15 protein-coding genes are annotated in these 18,459 nt (G+C 64.9%); 4 read left to right on the top strand and 11 right to left on the bottom strand.

Annotated elements, in window-relative coordinates; translation table 11 throughout:
- Positions 1 to 264: 264 nt before the first annotated feature.
- Both ACFRAU_RS03790 and ACFRAU_RS03785 read right to left on the bottom strand, forming a co-directional pair.
- On the bottom strand, positions 265 to 933 hold the full coding sequence (locus ACFRAU_RS03790) for a DUF6318 family protein (RefSeq protein WP_377998865.1): 669 nt from the start codon (positions 931 to 933) through the stop codon (positions 265 to 267).
- Between the two features lie 191 nt (positions 934 to 1,124).
- Positions 1,125 to 2,939, bottom strand: coding sequence for a purine-cytosine permease family protein (locus tag ACFRAU_RS03785; RefSeq protein ID WP_377998864.1), 1,815 nt, complete (start codon positions 2,937 to 2,939; stop codon positions 1,125 to 1,127).
- A gap of 209 nt (positions 2,940 to 3,148) precedes the next feature.
- Here ACFRAU_RS03785 and ACFRAU_RS03780 point away from each other — a divergent pair, with 209 nt between their 5' ends.
- Both ACFRAU_RS03780 and ACFRAU_RS03775 read left to right on the top strand, forming a co-directional pair.
- The gene (locus ACFRAU_RS03780; RefSeq protein ID WP_377998863.1) at positions 3,149 to 3,583 is read left to right on the top strand and encodes a pyridoxamine 5'-phosphate oxidase family protein; all 435 of its coding nucleotides are present in this window, start codon (positions 3,149 to 3,151) and stop codon (positions 3,581 to 3,583) included.
- Between the two features lie 26 nt (positions 3,584 to 3,609).
- Entirely contained in the window at positions 3,610 to 4,035 is a 426-nt protein-coding gene (locus ACFRAU_RS03775; RefSeq protein WP_377998862.1) for a very short patch repair endonuclease, read from the top strand.
- Between the two features lie 29 nt (positions 4,036 to 4,064).
- Here ACFRAU_RS03775 and ACFRAU_RS03770 read toward each other — a convergent pair whose 3' ends face one another.
- Complete coding sequence (locus tag ACFRAU_RS03770; RefSeq protein ID WP_377996677.1) at positions 4,065 to 4,820, bottom strand: response regulator transcription factor; 756 nt, start codon at positions 4,818 to 4,820, stop codon at positions 4,065 to 4,067.
- A 101-nt stretch (positions 4,821 to 4,921) separates the two neighbouring features.
- On the opposite strand from ACFRAU_RS03770, the gene ACFRAU_RS03765 reads away from it, so the two are divergent.
- On the top strand, positions 4,922 to 6,613 hold the full coding sequence (locus tag ACFRAU_RS03765; protein ID WP_377998861.1) for a sensor histidine kinase: 1,692 nt from the start codon (positions 4,922 to 4,924) through the stop codon (positions 6,611 to 6,613).
- An 87-nt stretch (positions 6,614 to 6,700) separates the two neighbouring features.
- Here ACFRAU_RS03765 and ACFRAU_RS03760 read toward each other — a convergent pair whose 3' ends face one another.
- Positions 6,701 to 7,249, bottom strand: a complete 549-nt coding sequence (locus tag ACFRAU_RS03760; protein WP_377999075.1) for a TetR/AcrR family transcriptional regulator — start codon at positions 7,247 to 7,249, stop codon at positions 6,701 to 6,703.
- Positions 7,250 to 7,599: 350 nt separating this feature from the next.
- Between ACFRAU_RS03760 and ACFRAU_RS03755 the strand changes: the two genes are divergently transcribed.
- Positions 7,600 to 8,043 carry a hypothetical protein gene (locus tag ACFRAU_RS03755; RefSeq protein ID WP_377998860.1) on the top strand — a complete coding sequence of 148 codons (444 nt, stop codon included), beginning with the start codon at positions 7,600 to 7,602 and terminating at the stop codon, positions 8,041 to 8,043.
- Here the strand turns inward: ACFRAU_RS03755 and ACFRAU_RS03750 are convergent.
- The 7 genes from ACFRAU_RS03750 to ACFRAU_RS03720 form a co-directional block, all read right to left on the bottom strand.
- A complete protein-coding gene (locus ACFRAU_RS03750) occupies positions 8,040 to 9,335 on the bottom strand; it encodes a restriction endonuclease (RefSeq protein ID WP_377998859.1) in 1,296 nt (431 codons plus the stop codon). The genes ACFRAU_RS03755 and ACFRAU_RS03750 overlap by 4 nt on opposite strands.
- A complete protein-coding gene (locus ACFRAU_RS03745) occupies positions 9,322 to 11,553 on the bottom strand; it encodes an McrB family protein (protein ID WP_377998858.1) in 2,232 nt (743 codons plus the stop codon). Before ACFRAU_RS03745 ends, ACFRAU_RS03750 begins: the two co-directional genes overlap by 14 nt.
- Before the next feature lie 54 nt (positions 11,554 to 11,607).
- The gene (locus ACFRAU_RS03740) at positions 11,608 to 11,850 is read right to left on the bottom strand and encodes a hypothetical protein (protein ID WP_377998857.1); all 243 of its coding nucleotides are present in this window, start codon (positions 11,848 to 11,850) and stop codon (positions 11,608 to 11,610) included.
- A 32-nt stretch (positions 11,851 to 11,882) separates the two neighbouring features.
- A complete protein-coding gene (locus ACFRAU_RS03735) occupies positions 11,883 to 12,311 on the bottom strand; it encodes an acyl-CoA thioesterase (protein WP_377999074.1) in 429 nt (142 codons plus the stop codon).
- 56 nt (positions 12,312 to 12,367) lie between these two features.
- Positions 12,368 to 14,419 carry an ABC transporter ATP-binding protein gene (locus tag ACFRAU_RS03730; RefSeq protein ID WP_377998856.1) on the bottom strand — a complete coding sequence of 684 codons (2,052 nt, stop codon included), beginning with the start codon at positions 14,417 to 14,419 and terminating at the stop codon, positions 12,368 to 12,370.
- A complete protein-coding gene (locus tag ACFRAU_RS03725; protein ID WP_377998855.1) occupies positions 14,416 to 16,149 on the bottom strand; it encodes an ABC transporter ATP-binding protein in 1,734 nt (577 codons plus the stop codon). The genes ACFRAU_RS03730 and ACFRAU_RS03725 overlap by 4 nt, the downstream gene beginning before the upstream one ends.
- 291 nt (positions 16,150 to 16,440) lie before the next feature.
- Positions 16,441 to 18,426 (bottom strand): MDR family MFS transporter, encoded by a 1,986-nt coding sequence (locus tag ACFRAU_RS03720; RefSeq protein ID WP_377998854.1) that lies wholly within the window; start codon positions 18,424 to 18,426, stop codon positions 16,441 to 16,443.
- Positions 18,427 to 18,459 lie beyond the last annotated feature (33 nt).

Genomic DNA, 18,459 nt, shown 5'->3' with positions numbered 1-18,459 from the left:
AATCTATCGCTAAGTTGCCATCATCCACTTGGCACTGGGGAAAGGCAGCATACTGATTCGGGTCGTTACTGACGTAGCCTGGCGGGGCGGGAACCATCTCGCCCCTGTCCTCGTCGCGGACCCAGTTGGTCGCGTTGACGTCTATGCCAGTATCTTCGAACCCGACAATCGGAGTTCCCTGAGCGTAGGCTGTGCCGGCGTGCAGTACCAGAGCTACGAGTACCAGAGATACGGCCAGACAGTTCCGGCTTACGCACTTCATGATCAGCGAATAAGGCCGAGGTCAATCACAGTCCAACCCGACGAATCGAATTGAAGCACGGCCTGCGACCCGGTATTGGTTTGCTTGGTCACGTCGGGGAAGGGCGTCCCATCGCCCTTGTAGATGGTGATCTCCTGTTGAATGACTTGAACTGTCGCCTGCTGCGATGTTCTTTCTTTTTTGTATAGGCCGCTCACCGACGGAGTCTGTATTTTCCCTCCGACAATCCATTGTTTACCCTGCCACGCGTTTTTGATGTTGTCTCGCAGCCCATTGCAAAACCGACAGTCCGGACCGCTTCCCACTTCCATCAACTTGGTATTGCCAGTCTCGTAGGCGTAGGAGAGGGTTTGGAACCAGTATTTCGTGAAAGCCTCGACCCCCTCCTTCGTGTTCTTGTCGGCCAGGGCAGGCTTGACCGGCACCGGCACATTCTGCGCCCGCCCCTTGGCGTCAGCCGGCTTGTACACGGGCGTTGGTTTGGGCGTGGGCGTAGCACTGGGAGACGCCGAACCCGACGCGGACTGCGCTGGCGACGCCACGGTCGAGGCAGTAGGGCCAGCTTGCGGGTCTCCGCCACCACTGCAACTGCTGAGGGCAAGGACGGACACAGCAAGCACGGAGATCACAGGCAGACGGAGGCGTTCGGAAATGCAGGTACGAGAAGTCATGCGCTAATCCCCCCGGATAGGTTTCAAGACATCTGTGTCCAAACAATGGTTAAAGGGTAACCGAGGTCACACTTTTCGGCTCAAAGTTATCCACAGGCAAAATTTTCCGAGGGTTCAAGCCACCAGGCAGAAGACAAAGCGGGCCCGGTGAGAATCTCACCGGACCCGCCGAGTTTCAGCCAACCGGTCGGTTACACCGTTCCGGCGCTGACCTGCGGCGTAAGCCGGGGCCGCGCCGGAAGCACCAGCTCCCCCGTCTTGTCCGTCGACAAGGCGAGCGACGAGACAAACTGGGGTTCGCCGTCGGGCCCGTCCTGGGCCGAGCGCATCATGTCCGGGCGTTCGAACTCAATGCCGGTCACGTGGCAGAGGAGCTTTGCGTCGTTGGGGTTCCCGTCGGCGTCGAGCATTGGCAGGTCGATCCCGTCATCGGAGCGGCGCAGGTAGTACTTGCCCTTGGTCAGAACCGCCAGAACCGGCGGCAGGACAAGCGCCAGCACCACTGCGAAAATCGGTGAATACGGCTGGATGCCGGAACCAAAGGCACCGAAAAACACCGCGATTGACGCCCCGGCAGAAGCCAGCATGGACACAAATCCCACCGGGTTCACTGCATGCAGCATGCCGCGCCGGAATTCCGGAGCCTTGGGTGAAATCTTCAGCAGGTACTTGTTAATGGCAATGTCCGAGGCCACCGTCACCACCCAGGCCATGGCGCAGTTGGCATAGAAGCCCAGGATCGTGTTGAGGAAGTCGAACATGTTGGCTTCCATCAGGATCAGCGCGATCAGCAGGTTCACCGCTACGAACACCATGCGCCCGGGGTAGGTCTTGGTCACCCGGGTGAAGCTGTTGGTCCACGCCAGCGAGCCGGAGTAGGCGTTGGTGACGTTGATCTTGATCTGGGAAATGACCACCAGCACCACGGCCAGGCTCATCGCCAGCCACGCCGGCATCATCTCCTCGTAGACGCCGAGGAACTGGTGCACGGGCTCGTTCGCCGTCGCCGATGCCGCAGGATCCAGCTTGGCGATCAGGTAAACGGCGATAAACATGCCCACGATCTGCTTGACCGCACCAAACAGGACCCATCCCGGCCCGGCCAGGATCACCGCACGCCACCATGCGCCCTTGTTCTCGGCGGTCTTGGGCGGCATGAAGCGCAGGTAATCGATCTGCTCCGCGATCTGCGCCATGAGCGACAGACAGACGCCGGCGGCCAGCATGACCGATGCCAGATTCGTGCCCGCGGCACCGGAGTTGCCCGGGTACGCGAAGAAGTCATCGATGCTGCCGGGGTGGGACACCAGCAGGTAGCCGACGGGAACCACCATGAGGAGCAGCCACAGCGGCGTTGTCCAGACCTGGAGTTTGGCCAGGGTGTTCATCCCATAAATGACGAGCGGAATGATGATGATCGTGGACGCGGCGTAACCCAGCCACTGCGGTATTCCCAGCCCCAGTTCGAGGCCCTGCGCCATGATCGATCCCTCCAGCGCAAAGAAAATAAACGTGAAGGTCGCAAAGATCACGTTCGTCACCACCGAGCCGTAATAGCCGAACCCGGAACCGCGGGTAATCAGATCCAGATCGATGTTGTAGCGCGCGGCATAATAGGCCAGCGGAAAACCCGTAGCGAAGATAATCACCGCGGCCACGACAATTCCGAGGACCGCGTTCACCGTGCCGTAGGCAATCCCGATATTCGCCCCGATCGAGAAATCAGCCAGGTAGGCAATTCCCCCCAGCGCGCTCGTCGCCACCACGCCGGCACTCCACTTGCGGTAAGAGCGCGGGGCGAACCGGAGCGTGTAATCCTCCAGGCTTTCCTTCGTGGCGCTCATGGCGTCGGTATTGGCGTCGGCGTTGCTTGCCGCCGCCTTGCCGGCCGCCCGTGGCCGCTTAGTTTCCAGTCCGACGCCGGAACGGCCGACGGCGGTACCTCCCGCCGTCGGACCGCCGCCCGGGCTATCCAACAGTTCGCTGTCCTTCAGGTCATTCGTCATGAGGCATCCGCTTTCATCACCGGTTTGTCTTCCTCGCCGACGCTAGTCACGCCGTGCGACAGTACGGTTCCGGCCGTATTACAGCGGTGTAAAGATACAAACAGGCTGGTCAAGGCAACGGCCCTGACCTGTGGCGCGCTGCCGCGGTTACTGGGAAAATCTGTCCATACACCTATCGTTTTTCTACGCAGTGTAGAAGAATGGAGCACATGATGTTCACCCACGCCGACGGCGATCCCATCCTGGTCCTCGACGAAGAGCAGTGCTGGCAACTCCTGGAGGGCACCAAGCACGGCCGCCTTGTGGTCACAGTGGCCGGCGAGCCGGATATCTTCCCTGTCAATTACGTGACCAGCCGCAGGAAGCTGTACTTCCGGACAGCGCCGGGCAGCAAGCTCGCGCAGGTGACCATCAACGACAGGGTCCTGTTCGAGACGGACGGCATCATGTCGGACCAGGCCTGGTCGGTGGTGCTCCGGGGGACAGCCCGCGTCCTGAGCAAGTCAGCGGAGATCGCCGAAGCCGAAGAGCTCGGGCTCGCGTCCTGGGTCCCGACGTTGAAGGACTTCTACGTGGAGATCGATCCCGGTTCCGTTAGCGGCCGGCATTTCCAGTTTGGCGAGCAGCCGGAGCGCGATTTCTAGAGACGCCGCCGGCCTAAACTGGGAATATGGCGGACCGGCTGACTCCCGAGCAGCGCAGCTGGAACATGTCCCGCATCAGGGGCAAGAACACCAAGCCCGAACTGCTGGTGCGGAGCCTCCTGCACGCCAAGGGTTACCGCTACCGCCTGCATGGCGCCTCGCGCGGCATCAAGCTGCCAGGCAACCCGGACCTCGTTTTCGCCGGACGGCGCAAAGTCATCTTCGTCAACGGCTGCTTCTGGCACTTCCACGACTGCAAGGTGGGCCAGCACGCCCCCAAGGCCAACGCCGAATTTTGGGAAACGAAACGCACCGGCACTCGGGACCGCGACGCCAGCCAGCGGCGTCAGCTCGAAAACGACGGTTGGGAGGTCCTCACCGTCTGGGAGTGCGAGCTCAGGGACATGTCCGCCGTGGAGAAACAGCTGGAGCTGTTTCTCTCGGCGGGCTGACCCAGCGCTGAACTGGAGCAGGGCGCAGTTCAGTTCTCAGCCGGAGCCAGCCGGTAGCCCACGCCGCGGACAGTCTGCAGCCAGCGCGGACTCTGCGCCGAATCGCCGAGCTTTTTGCGCAGGTTGCCCATATGCACCTCAACGGACCGCTCGTCCGCCTCGCTGATGTAACTTCCGACGTCGTACGGCTCGTCCCGCAGGCGGCGCACCAGATCCGCTTTGGTACGGACCATGCGGCCCGCCTCAAGCAGGGCGTGCAGCAGGTCGAACTCGGTGCGGGTCAGGCTCAGCTCCTGGCCGTCAACGGCCACGGTCCGGGATTCGTAGCTCAGGTCCAGGCCATTGTGGGTGTACTTCCGCCCCTCACTCGCGGCGGCGGCCGGTGAGCCGGCCTCTTCGGCAAGTTCCGGCGTCGAACGCGGACGCCGCATCATGGCCGCAACGCGGGCACGCAGCTCGCGCGGACGGAACGGTTTGGTGAGATAGTCGTCGGCGCCTGACTCAAGGCCGATCAGGGTGTCCAGCTCCTCCGCACGGGCAGTGAGCATGACGATGTAGGCGTCGGAGAACTGGCGGATCTGCCGGGCGACCTCGAAGCCGTCGATGTCCGGCAGTCCCAGGTCGAGCGTGATGACCGCCGGGTCCAGTTCCCTGGCGGCGAGAACGCCCTCGGCTCCGCTGCTTGCGGCGCGCACTTCAAAGCCGGCCTGCGTCAAAACGACGCGCACCAATTCGCGAATATCGTGGTCATCCTCAATGACCAGTCCCACGCGTGTATCACCCATCGCAGCCCCCTCAGCCCGCTACATCCCGTCTGCAGTATAGCTCCCGGCGGATATCCTGCTCCTATGCGGTTCTCACGCCACGCCCAGATGGACCATCGCCCATGAGCAGTATCGCCTGGAAAGATTCCTCCGGCCGGATCCTGCTCTTCCGGCGGCCCTTCCACGAGTACTCCCTGCGGGGCAGGGTAATGCTGAGCCAAATGCCGCTATCCGTGACGGCAGGAATCACAACTTTCCTTATTCTGGCGTTCTTCCCTGAGACTCTCCGCAATCCCCTTTTCATCAGTTTCCTGCTGTCACAGGCAGTAATACTGATCCTTTGCTATGCCGTCCCCTGGCACCGGCTGCCGTTTCCCTCTTTCCTGGTAATACCCCTCCTGGACCTGGTGTCAATTTGCCTGGGCAGGGAAGGCGGCCAGGACAGCCTGACGGGCCTCAGCCTCATGGCCGTTTTTCCGGTCATCTGGCTGTGTGCCTCCGGGCTGTTCCCCAAAGCCGCGGTGGCCATTTCCTTCTTCGGCCCCTTGGGCATCATCTGGGTGCCGCTGTTCCTCCGCGGCGCCGTCTCCGGCCAAGACCTCGCGCGTTCCTTCCTGCTGCCGGTGATGATGCTGGGCATCGGCGTCACCGTGTCCGTCATGACGCTCAGCATGGTCCGCCAGCAGCGGGACCTTGAGGAGCAGCAGCGGGACCTGGAAGAAAAGGACTCTCAGCTCCGCGGCGTGCTGACCGGAAGCAAACGCCAGGAACGGCTGCTGAACACGGTCCTGGACACAGTGCACATGGGCGTCCTCGCCGTCGACGCGCAGGGCCATGACATCCTGATGAACCGCAAGCAGCGCAAGCATCACCAGCTGGCAACGCCCCCAACGATCGACGATCCCAACGAGTCCCAACTGCTGGTGTTCTCCGCTGACCGGACCACCCTGGTCCCGGTCGACCAGCGGCCGGTCCGGCGCGCGGTCCTGGGCGAGGAATTCACCGATTACCTCGTGTGGCTCGGAGCGGGCGCCGAACAACGCGCCATATCCACCAGCGCGCGGCCCATGACGGACCAGGACGGGAATTTTGCCGGCTCCGTGATCGTGTTCAGTGACGTCACCGAGCTCGTGAACGCCCTGGCCGCCAAGGACGATTTCGTTTCGAATGTCTCGCACGAATTCCGCACGCCGCTCACTTCGATTCTTGGTTACGTCGAGCTTCTGCTGGACGACGACGACGACCTCACCGACTCCCAGCGCGGCCCCCTGGAAATCATCCGGCGGAACTCGGAACGGCTGCTCACGCTGGTCTCGGACCTGCTGTCCAGCCGCAACGGCCAGCTACTCGTCACGCCCGAGGCCGTTAACGTGGCCGAACTGGTGCGCACGAGTGTCACCGCTGCCCTGCCGCGGGCCGCGGAGTCAGGCATCCACCTGCGCGCCGACGCCCCGGAGCGGCTGGAGGCCCACATCGATGCTGCGCGGATCTCCCAGGTCCTGGACAACCTTGTGTCCAACGCCATCAAATACTCGCCCGACGGCGGGGACGTGGTGGTTGCGCTGCGGTCCGAGGACGGCCACATGGTGTGCAGCGTCAGCGATACGGGCATGGGAATGAGCCAACAGGACCAGGACGAGGTCTTCGCCAAGTTCTTCCGGTCCGCAGCCGTCCGCAACTCCACCATTCCCGGCGTCGGGCTGGGGCTGTCCATCAGCAAGGCCATTGTGGAGGCCCACGGGGGCCGGGTCTCGCTCCGCAGCGAAGTGGGGAAAGGCACCACGTTTACGTTTGCCGTGCCGGTCCAGAATTAGCGCAGTGCAGAACTAGCGCAAGGCACAACTCGCGCAACGCAGAACTGAGTTCGTGACCGCGCTATCCGCCCGAACGTGTCCTTTCGGTTACGCCCGGTGGTCCTCGATCAGCCATCCGGCAAGCTGCCGGGCACGCCAGGCCGCGTCAAGATCGCCCTCTGCCGCGGAGATGATTGAGCCCTTCATCAGGATGTGCCAGGAGCGGGAGAAGTCGTCCGTCCGCTGCAGCCCCGCCTCGTCCGCGAGCTGCTTCACGTGTGCGCGGATTTTGGCGAGGTAGTTGATGCTGGCCCGCCCCAGCGGATGCGAAGCGCCCATCTCCAGCAGCACGTTGATGAACGAGCAGGCCTCAAAGTCGGTGCGGTGGAACCAGTCGGAGAAGACATCGAAGATGGCCAGCAGCTGCTGCTCCGGGCTGTCCGCCCTGCCCCGCGCCTCCCCCATGATGGCATTGACCGTCCATACCTGGTCGCGCCGCTCAAGGAATGCCAGCACGAGTTCGTCCTTGGAGGCAAAGTGGCGGTAGAACGTGGCTTTGGCGACGCCGGAACTGCTGATGAGTTCGTTGATTCCCACGTCCCGGACGCCACGGCGGGCGAAGAGCTCATAGGCCGCGTCGACGATCCGCTCATGCATTCCGGCAGGGCCGGACCCCGCAGTGTCCTCGCCAATCGTCCTGCCCCCCGATGGGTGCGGGAAGCCGGGCGTGGCGGCCGGTTGCGGTCCAGTCTGAAGCGCTCCGGAAGCTGGTTCCCCGGCGCTCCACCGCTTGGAGCTGGGTACCTCTGCCATTAGGAATATTCTATCCCAATATGCAAGACAGACCTGTCTGTCTTGGGATATTGTTCTAATAAGTCTGAGCGGTTTTTCGAATGCTAGATCCGGTCCCGTTGACTGCCTGGCCTGGACGGTTTGCATGGTCTTCCACAAGTGGACTTGCCCAGTCAGTGGGATGAAACGGGCATACCGAAAGTTGAAGTGTCAGGATGGCAGATTATCTCCGGTGGGATGCTCACGACTTTGTCCACTCTGATGCCTACTTCCATGCGGCCGACTTCCGGGTGGCTGGGGCGCCTACAGCCTCGCTGGAGAATCTGGGGCCAGAGCGCCCTTCCGAAAGCCAGGGCAGCACATCGTCTCCTGACGGCACAGCCCAACAGGACGCTTCACCCCACGAGGCGGACGCACGCCGCCCCAAAATCGACTCCCTGCGGCGGCAGGTGGTCGGCATCATTGCTTCAGTACTCGAGGACAGTGACCCTGCCAGCGCCACCGCCAGAAGCCGGCTTCGGCATTGCCTTGCGCACAATGCCGGGTGCCCGGAGAAGGCCCTCCTCGAGCATCTGCTCGCACTGCATGGTTCCGAGTTGGCCGGTCCCGAGTTGGCAGGTTCCGAGCTGGCCGGTGAACTTGAGGATCCGCAAGGCTAGCGGCCGAGGGTCGCCTGGCGCACCACTTCTCCCCAGGACTGCTCGGCCAGGTCGGCCACGGCTGCCAGGATTTCCGACGGCGGCCGGGACAGATCCAGCGGAAACTCGACGATGTCGATGTCCGTGTTGAGGATCCGTCTCAGCTTCATCTCGCCCGCACCGGCATAGACCAGCCAGGCGGTGGGCACGCGCAAGGCGGTGCAGTAGGCGAGCATCTGGAAATGGTCCGCCGAAAGCGAGGCGCCCTGGTCGGTGCCGGCCCGGTACTGGGCGTCGTACACCACCACGGGCCGGCCGCCCAGCAGGTGCACGGCGTCCGGGCGGACGGTCAGCCTGTCAGAGTCCCGGACCGCCTCGTTCAGCATCGCGTTGTACTGCAGCCTCATCTCGCCGGGAAAAGCCGCCATGGCCCGGCGCAGGGCTGCGCCGACGAAGTCCCCGAAGACCTTGCCCATGTCGACGACGAAGGATGCCGTCTGCTGCCTGCCCTCCCCCGCCTCGGCGGACGCATTGCGCAGGATCACCTCGGAGAGCCGCAGCGCGGCGTGGTACCGGAGGTTCATCCGGCTGGCCTGCCACGACGGAAGCGGGGCGCCGGCGTGTAGGCGGGTGACGCCGTCGAGCTTTCCCTTCAGCTGCCGCAGGCGGCCCAGCACATCGGGGCGCACGCCCGGGACGCGGGACATCCGGTCGAGCGCGGCGCGCAGGATGCGGTTTTCCGGAATGTCCTCGGTGAACTCGTCGTAGGAGACTTCCAGCGGCACCAGCATCCCCGGCCGGCGGGAAATCTGGTCCGAGATGCGGATGCGGCCCTTGACCGTGCGGAGCGATTCGTCGACCGTGACGTAGCCCTGCAGGACGCCGCGCTGCAGGGCGCGATCGGCGAGCTGCACCAACGACGCCGCCAGGGCGCTCCACAGCTCGGCGTCCTCGTCGGCCGCCACGGTGTCGTCGCGGAAGCCTTGGTCCCCGGCGTAGCTCAGCAGGAAAAGCAGCCGGCTCAGCCCGAGCCTGTCCTTGGGCCGCACGTCGAGCTGCACCAGCGGGGTGCGCACGGATCCGACCATGCCGACGGGCTCAATCCTGAAAAGCCCCATGCCCATGGGCGTCGCCCTGGCCAGGCCACTGGAGTTCAGGAAGGCGGCGCTGTCCGGGTCGAGCTTCTCCACAGTGCCGCGGGAGAGCTCATCGAGAACGATGTGCCGCAGCGCCGGCGCAGAGCCGCGGCCGCCACGGGCAGCGGCGCCGGTTCCGGCAACCACCACGGGGGCCGCCGGGCTAGCGAGCCGCAAGGCGTCCCAGCAGCTGGTCCAGCCCGAAGCGCTCTTCCAGCTGGGCCCGGTTGAGCTGGCCGTGGTAGTGCTCCTCCAGCAGCGGCATGAGCTCGTACTTCCAGATCCGGCGCAGGCCGGCGGGGGTCTGCGCCGCCTTCTTCATGAAGTAGGACGGCCCGATCATCAGGTCGCGGTCCCATTCATCGATGGCCTGGTTGAGCGCGTCCAGCAGCAGCGCCGGCGTGGTGTCCAGCTGCCGGGCCTCCAGGAACCTCAGCAGCGATCCCCTCACCGGCTCGGTCTGCGGGTGCAGCTCGATGAAGGCGAAGCGGCGGCGGATCGCGGCGTCCATCATGGCGATGGAGCGGTCCGCGGTGTTCATGGTGCCGATGATGTACAGGTTGTCCGGAAGCGTGAACGGCTCGTTGGGGCTGTACTGCAGGTAGATCCGGTCATCGCGGTATTCCAGCAGGAAGTACAGCTCGCCGAACACCTTGGCCAGGTTGGCGCGGTTCATCTCGTCGATGATCAGGAAGTAGGGCTTGGACTCGTTGCCGGGCTTCGCTGCTTCCTCCGCGAGCCGGCGCAGCGGCCCGGCCACGAGCTTGAAGGAGACCTGGCCCTCGTCGGTTTTGTCCGGCCGGTACCCCTCGAAGAAATCCTCGTAGGCGTAGGACGGGTGGAACTGGACGAGCTTCACCCGCTCGTCGGTGCTGTCCTGCGCCAGTTCGGCGGCGAGGTGCTTGGCGAGGTAGGTCTTGCCGGTTCCCGGCGGGCCGTACAGGACCAGCTGCCGGTTCTCCTCCAGCAGGTCGGCGATCTCCTGCAGCGGCTCCACCTCCATGTGGAGGGAGTCCGCGAACTCGCGCGTCACCGGGCGGAAGCCGCCCAGTACGGGGAGGGCAACGGTGGCCGGTGACGCATCGGCGTCGGGCTCGGTTTCCGCCTCGGCGGGCAGCAGCGCCTGCACTGCCTGCACCACCCGGGTGACGTCGACGACGATGCCCGGGGTGGCCAGCTGGCGCTGGATGTGCCGCGGCAGGTCGGTCACGGCGTGGGCTTCGTCGAACCAGCGCACCTTGCGGCGCATCCGCCGGTTGTCCCCGTTGTGGTCCGGCTCCCCGAGCACGACGCCGATCCGGACGGCGCCGGCGTTCTGGTACAGCGCGAGGTCGCCCGGCTTCATGACGGTCAGGAACGCGAAGACGGCGGTCTTGGTGTCTTCCCGCTCGACGTAGCCGAGGTGCTTGTAGTCCTCGTCCACGGCGTGCTGGACCAGCCCGGCGGTAACGCCGGCGTCGAGCAGGCGGAGGTGTTCGACATCGAGCGTCACCTTCTCCTCTGCCGTCCAGGCAGCCAGGAGCTCGGCGTTGTCGTGGTGGGTTCGCAGCAGCCAGGCCCGGCGGCCCGGGTCCCCGACCTTCCGCCACTGGCTCACCAGCTGCCGGGAGTACCAGTCGATCCGCTGGCCGGCCTGCTCATCCAGGTGCAGGCGGATACGGCGGATGTCGGCGGTGATCTCCTCCTCGCTGTCCCCCTTGGCCCCGCCGACGAGGGAGGCGAAGGCGTCCCGGATCTCCTGGCGTTCAATGTCGGCCACCACCGGCTCGAAGTAGCTGGGCCAGGCCAGGTATTCGATGCTGCGGCGGATGGCCGGCTGGTCATCGGGCGTTTCCGCCGCCAGCATGTGGAAGGTCAGCGGATCCGTCAGTGCTTTGCCGATTTCGGCCGTGGACTGCCGGTCGACGTTCTGCACGAACCGGCAGAGCCATTTCAGGTGGTCCCAGATGGTCCAGTTGAACTCGGCGGTCCGGTCGCGGATGACGCCGTGGTCGGTCATGCCCTGGTAAAGCTCATCAGGGAGCTCCAACGGCGGTTCTAGCCAGGACGCTGCCTCGGCGACCCGCGCCCGCTTGACCTTGAGCGACTTGACCTCGTGCGCCAGCGGCAAGGACTGCAGGAAGAGGAGTTCCACTGCCAGCTGCTTCGCCGAAGGGGACGCGTCCGCCAGGTTGTGGCGCAGGTTGGTCATCATGGGCGCCTTGGCGTCCGCGACTCCCCGGTCAAGGCGTTCCAGCAGTTCCGCCGCGGCCTCCGCCGTCCACGTTTGCGTGCGGCCGTCCAGCGCCGATGGCCTGCCCTGCAGCCCGGCGCCGAGTACGAACCACGCGGCGTCCTCGATCTCTTTGGAGATTCCGAGGGCGCGGTGCATGGCAGGCTTTGGGGCGGGGGTCATGCGTTCAAATTTACAGGGTTAACCTGAGCGCCAGCACCATGACCAGCCGGAAAGCTACTTCCGGGTAACAGCGGGCAGCCGCTTCCGGCCGAAGGCGAAATAGCAGCCCGGGCCGATAAAGTTGACCAGCGTGGCCAGCCGCCAGAACATCTTGGAGCCGCGGATCTGCTCGGCGGGACGGCGCGAAAGGTCGCGCTGGGCCGCGGCGAGGAAGGCGAGCTGCGCGGCTCCGATCACAATGGTGCCGATGCGCGCAGCAGGCGGAAGTTCCTTCCAGGACTTCTTCTTCCGTGCCATACTCTTCTTTTCGAATTTCCCGGTTCCCACGGTCAATGCTCCTTGCGCTCAATGAAGGGCTCCAGCAGCTGCTTCTGTTCCGGTGTCAGCCGCAGTACCCTTCCGGTGGCTTCATCGACGAAGGCCAAATGGCTTGAGGCCTTCACACAATCGTCGCCAGTTACGGGGTCCTGCACAAGGTAGTGAATGTCGAAGCTTGCGCCCTTGACCGCCCCGACCCATACCTGGACCGCCGCGGGGACGTTCCGGTATTCGAGGGTCTTCACGTACCGGATCCGATGATCCACCACGAGCGCCATGGTCCCTTTGGGAACGGCGTTGAACAGCGAGACTTCCGGTTCAATGCCGGGCAGCCTGGCGCCGGCGGGCGGACCGAAGGCGGCGATGCGCGCCTCCTCCAGCATGCGGACGATCTCCACGTTGTTGATATGCCCATAGGCGTCCATGTCCCCCCAGCGCATGGGCACGAGCACCTCAATGCGCCGGGGGTCGGGGTGGCCTCCGGGGTTTGCGGCGGTCAGCTGTGCACCGCCGTTGAATCGTCCACGGGTGTCTCCTCGGCATCCGCTCCGGCGAACTGCGACATGTACAGCCGGTAGTAGGCGCCTTCGGCGGCCAGGAGGGTCTGGTGGTTGCCCTGTTCCACGATCTTGCCGTTCTCCATGACCAGGATGGTGTCGGCGTCCCGGATCGTCGAGAGCCGGTGGGCGATGACGAAGCTGGTCCGGTCCGTGCGCAGCGCTGCCATGGCCTTCTGCACCAGCAGCTCGGTGCGGGTGTCCACCGAGCTGGTGGCCTCGTCCAGGATGAGCAGCGACGGGTTGGCCACGAAGGCGCGGGCGATGGTGATGAGCTGTTTCTCGCCCGCGCTGACGTTGTTGCCCTCCTCGTCGATGACCGTGCCGTACCCGTCCGGCAACGCCCGGACGAAGCGGTCCACGAACGTGGCCTTGGCCGCCGCCATGACCTGGTCCTCGGTGGCGTCCAGCTTGCCGTACCTGATGTTGTCGTAGATGGAACCGCCGAACAGCCAGGCGTCCTGCAGCACCATGCCCACCTTGGAGCGCAGCTCCGCCCGGCTCAGCTGGGTGACATCCACGCCGTCGAGCGTGATGGAGCCGGAGTTGAGCTCATAGAAGCGCATGACCAGGTTCACCAGCGTGGTCTTGCCGGCGCCGGTGGGACCGACGATGGCCACCGTGTGCCCAGGCTCCGCGGTGAAGGACAGGTTTTCGATCAGGGCCTTGTCCGCCGTGTAGCTGAAGGTGACGTCCTGGAACTCCACGTGGCCGTCGGTCTTGGCCGGCAGGTGCTGCGTGGCGGTCTCGGCGTCCTGCTCATCCGCGTCCAGGAACTCGAACACGCGCTCGGCAGATGCCACTCCAGACTGCAGCATGTTGGCCATGCCCGCCATCTGCCCCAGCGGCTGGGTGAACTCGCGGGAGTACTGGATGAAGGCCGTGGCGTCGCCCAGGCTCATGCTGCCCGAGGCAACCCGCAGGCCGCCCACTACCGCAATGCCGACGTAGCTGAGGTAGGAGACGAACTGCATCACCGGGAAGATGATGCCGGACACGAACTGGGCGCCGAAGCTGGCCTTGTACAGGGCTTCGTTGCGCTCGTCGAAGCGCGCCAGCATGTCCGCGTCGCGGCCAAAGACCCGCACCAGGTCGTGCCCGGAGAAGGACTCCTCGATCTGGCCGTTCAGCTCCCCCGTGTTCTTCCACTGTGCGGCGAACAGCTTCTGGCTGCGGGCGCCGATCACGCCGGCCGCAGCACCGGAGAGCGGCAGCGCAATGAGGGCGATCAGGGCCAGCTGCCACGAGACGATGAACATCATGATGACGATGCCGAGCACCGTCAGCACCGAGCTGATGAGCTGGGCGAACGCCTGCTGCAGCGCCTGCTGGACGTTGTCGACGTCGTTGGTCACCCGGGAGAGCACGTCGCCGCGCTGGCGGGTGTCGAAGTAGTTCAGCGGCAGCCGGTTAAGCTTCTTTTCGGTGTCGTCGCGGAGCTGCCGGATCACCTTCATGACGATCCTGTTGAGGACGTATCCCTGGAGCCACAGGAAGATGTTGGCCACGAAATACATGAGCAGCACGGCTGAGATCAGCACGGTCAGCTTCTGGAAGTCGATGCCTGTTCCGGGCACCAGTTCCATCCGCGAGACCATGTCCGCGAAGTTGTTCTGGCCCTGGGCCCGCAGCCCCTCGACGAACTGGTCCTTGCTGACGCCGGCGGGCAACTGCTTGCCCACCACGCCGCCGAAGATGACGTCCATGGCCTGGCCCAGCACCTTGGGCGCAATGACGTTGAGGATCACCGAAACGATCACCATGCCCACCACGACGTAGATGCCGGCGGCTTCCGGTTTCAGCAGGCCCATGAGCCGCTTCGCCGACGGCCAGAAATGCTGGGCCTTCTTGGCCGGCATCGCGCCGAACATGCCGCCGTCGGCTTCGCCCGGCTTGTACTCCTCCTCGACGAAGTCGTCGTCCTCGAGGACCGGAGCGGCGTCCTGGCCGGTGCTTGGGTTCTGGCCGGTGCCCTTCTTTTCGGCGCTCATGCCACTTCCTCCACGCTCAGCTGGGACTCAACAATTTCCTGGTAGGTGGGCGACGTTTCGAGGAGTTCCTCGTGCGTGCCGCGGTCCACGATCCGGCCGTTGTCCAGCACCAGGATCTGGTCCGCTTCCGTGATGGTGGAGATGCGCTGCGCGACGATGATGACGGTGGCGTCAGCGGTGGTGCGCTTGAGCGCGGCACGCAGCCGGGCGTCGGTGGCGACGTCCAGCGCGGAGAAGGAGTCGTCGAACAGGTAGACCTTGGGCCTGGTAACCAGGGCGCGCGCGATGCACAGGCGCTGGCGCTGGCCGCCGGACACGTTGGTGCCGCCCTGGGCGATGCGGGACGCGAGGCCGTTTTTCTTTTCCTTCACGAAGCCGTCGCCCTGGGCCACGTGCAGCGCATCCCACAGCTCGCCGTCGGAAGCGTCCGGCTTTCCAAAGCGGAGGTTGTGCTCAATGGTTCCGGAGAACAGGTAGGGCCGCTGCGGAACCAGGGCCACGCGCTTGGTGATTTCCGCCCGGTCCAGCTGGCTGACGGGCACGCCGTCGAGGAGTACGTCGCCGTCGGCCACGTCGTACAGCCGCGGCAGCAGGGACAGCAGGGAGGTCTTGCCGGCACCGGTGGAGCCGATGATCGCCACGGTCTCTCCCGGCCGGGCGGTGAAGCTGATGTTGCTCAGGACCGGCGCCTCGGCTCCGGGGTAGGCGAACGTGACGTTGCGGTACTCCACCACGCCTGTCAGCTGCCCCGGAGTGACCGGCCGCTCCGGGTCATGGATGGACGGTTCGACGTCGAGCACCTCACCGATGCGGTCCGCGCAGACGGACGCGCGCGGAATCATCATGGCCATGAAGGTGCCCATCATCACCGCCATGAGGATCTGCAGCAGGTACTGCAGGAACGCTGTCAGGGAGCCGACCTGCATGTCGCCGGAGTCTACCCGCTGGCCGCCGAACCAGAGCACGGCGGCGGTGGACAGGTGCAGGATCATGCCGATGGCAGGGAACATCAGGACGAACAGCGCACCGATCTTGAGCGATACGTCCGTCAGTTCCTTGTTGGCCTGGCCGAAGCGTTCCGTTTCATACGGTTCCCGGACGAACGCGCGGACCACGCGGATGCCGATGATCTGCTCGCGCAGGACCTCGTTGATGCGGTCGATCTTCTTCTGCATGGAGCGGAACAGTGGCATGAGGCGCACCACGATGTAGCCCACCACCACGATGAGGATGGGGACCGAGACCCAGACCAGCCAGGACAGGTTGATGTCCTCGCGCAGGGCCATGATGATGCCGCCGATGCACATGATCGGCGTGGACACCATGAAGTTCAGGCCCATCAGCACCAGCATCTGGACCTGCTGGACATCGTTCGTGCCGCGGGTGATCAGGGTGGGCGCGCCGAAGGCGTTGACGTCCTTGGCCGAGAAGCTGGTCACCTTGCGGAAAACGCCGCGGCGGAGGTCGCGGCCCAACGCCATGGCCGTCTTCGATCCGAAGTAGACGCCGGCAATGGCGGTGCCCACCTGCAGGAAGGCCACGAGGAGCATGACGGCGCCGGTGCGCCAGATGAAATCGGTGTCGCCGCGGGAGACGCCCTCGTCAATGATCTGGGCGTTGAGGCTGGGCAGGTAGAGCGCCGCAATGGTGGATGCCAATTGGAAGGCAATGATAGCCACGATGTAGGGCAAATACGGTTTGGAATAACGCCGTATGAGGGTGACGAGCATGCTCACGGATCCTTCGGGAGAGCGCGAATGAGTTAAGAAGAGTAATAGCAGACGGGTCTGACAGCCCAAGCCTTCCAACTCTACGAAATCTGTTGCCCGTGCGAAACGTTGCGGGCGAAGATCATCCCAACGGACGACGCCCGCACCCACAGCGCGAACGAACACTTAAGCCCCGCACCCGGCCGCCGCCGTCGTACGCCCCGCCCGCTTAACTGGAGTTTTCGTCCGGATAGTGGCCTCTGCCGGGTTTTGGCGGCCATTATCCGGACGAAAACTCCGTCCGAGCGGGGGCTACTCGCCGCGGTGCTTGCCGTGCGAGGCGATGTAGTGCGCGGCCGCGCTCTGGAGTTTGCGTTCCTTGGCCAGCCGCCGGCTCAGTGCCTTCAGTTCGGTGCCGACCCTGGCTTGTTCCTGCGCGATGATCCGCTGCTGCTCGGCCTGCCGGGCGACGGCGTTCAGTGCCGTGGCCAGCTGAAGCTGCTGCTCCGCGAGGAGCCCCTGCGTTTCCTGGATAAGCGGCACCAGGTCGGCTGGCTTGTTGTGCATCTCGGCCAGCATGGTCCGGGCCCGCGCCGGCGGTTCATTCATCGGCAGGACGGGGTCAGCAGTCCTCGGCCGGCCGGGGTAGGACGGCGCTTTGGCGTCGTCGGCCAGCTGGCGGGTCAGCACTTCGGCGAACTCACGCTCGAGGTCGTCGTCGGAATACTCAGCGGCCGGGAGTTCCGAATTCTGCCCGGACCCCGAGGCGGAAGACGGTGCCGGGTCGGCAGCAGCCTCCGGACGGATGTCAACGGTCCGGCGCAGCGGCTGTTCCTTGATCAGGAGCACGGCGATGAGGGCAACAACGGCGATCGCGCCGGCGATCAGGAAGATCTCGGCCGTGGCATCGCCGTAGGCGGCCCGCATGATGTCCCGGATCGGGGCGGGCATGTCGGCGAGGTCGAGGCTGGCGCCGGAGGATCCGGAACCTGCCTTGATGCCGGCGTCGGCAAGGCCCTGGGTGGCCAGTTCCTTGACCCGGTTGCTCATGATCGCGCCCAGCACGGACACGCCGATCGCGCCGCCCACGGAGCGGAAGAAGGCCACGGAAGCACTGGCCGTGCCGATGTCGCTGGCGCTGACGGTGTTCTGCACGGCGAGGACGAGGTTCTGCATGAGCATGCCGAGCCCGAGGCCCAGGATCGCCGTGAAGACGCCGGACTGCCACAGTTCCGTGGTGTGGTCCATGGTGCCGGCGAGGCCCAGGCCGCCGATCAGCAGGACCGACCCGGCGACCAGGTAGCGCTTCCATTTGCCGGTGCGGCTGATCAGCTGGCCGGAAAGCACGGAGCCGATCAGGTTGCCGGCGATCATGGGCAGGGTCAGAAGGCCCGCCTCGGTGGGTGTTGCGCCGCGTGCCACCTGGAAGTACTGGCCCAGGAAGGTCGAGGAGCCGAACATCGCCACGCCCACAGCCACGGAGGCCCAGATGGCCAGGGCAGTGGTGCGCTCGGAGATGATCTTCAGCGGGATGATGGGCTGCTCAACCTTGGATTCAACCACAACGAGCAGGGCCAGCAGCACGACGCCGCCGCCCACCATCAGTGCCGACTGCCAGGACCACCAGTCGTAGTAGTCGGGGTTGCCGGCGAACGACACCCAGATGAGGAGAAGGCTGACGCCGGTGGTGAGGAGGATGGAGCCGAGCCAGTCGATCCTGGCTGGCCGCTTGACGTGCTGGATCTTGAGGGTGATCTGGAGCAGGATCAGGGCGACGACGGCGAGCGGCACGCAGACGAAGAACGTCCAGCGCCAGCCGAGCGGGCTGTCAACGATGAAACCGCCCAGCAGTGGGCCGCCGGCCGTACCGACGGCCATCACGGCGCCCATGTAACCGGAGTACTTTCCGCGGTCCCGCGGCGGGATCATCGATCCGATGATCGCCTGGGCAAGCGCGGTCAGGCCGCCCATGGCGATGCCCTGGACAACGCGGGCGGTTAGCAGCAGCGGGATGGTCTGGGACAGGCCTGCCATCACCGAGCCGGCCACGAAGATCACAATGCTGAGCTGGACCAGAACCTTCTTGTCGAACAGGTCGGCGAGCTTGCCCCAAATCGGGGTGGTGGCCGCGTTGGCCAGGAGTGCTGCGGTGATGACCCACGCGAAGTCAGTCTGCGTGCCCTTGAGCTCGGACATGATGGTGGGCAGCGCGTTGGCCACGATGGTGCTGCTGAGGATCGCGGTGAAGAAGGCCGCCAGGAGCCCGGTGAGGGCCTCCATGATCTGCCTGTGCGTCATCGCTGCTTGGGGTGGGTGGGCCGAAGGGCGTGA

Source organism: Arthrobacter sp. NPDC056691, from assembly GCF_042791415.1.
Lineage (GTDB): Bacteria > Actinomycetota > Actinomycetes > Actinomycetales > Micrococcaceae > Arthrobacter.
The sequence above is the reverse complement of the archived record's forward strand: the minus strand, read 5'-3'. Positions and strand labels throughout refer to the sequence as shown.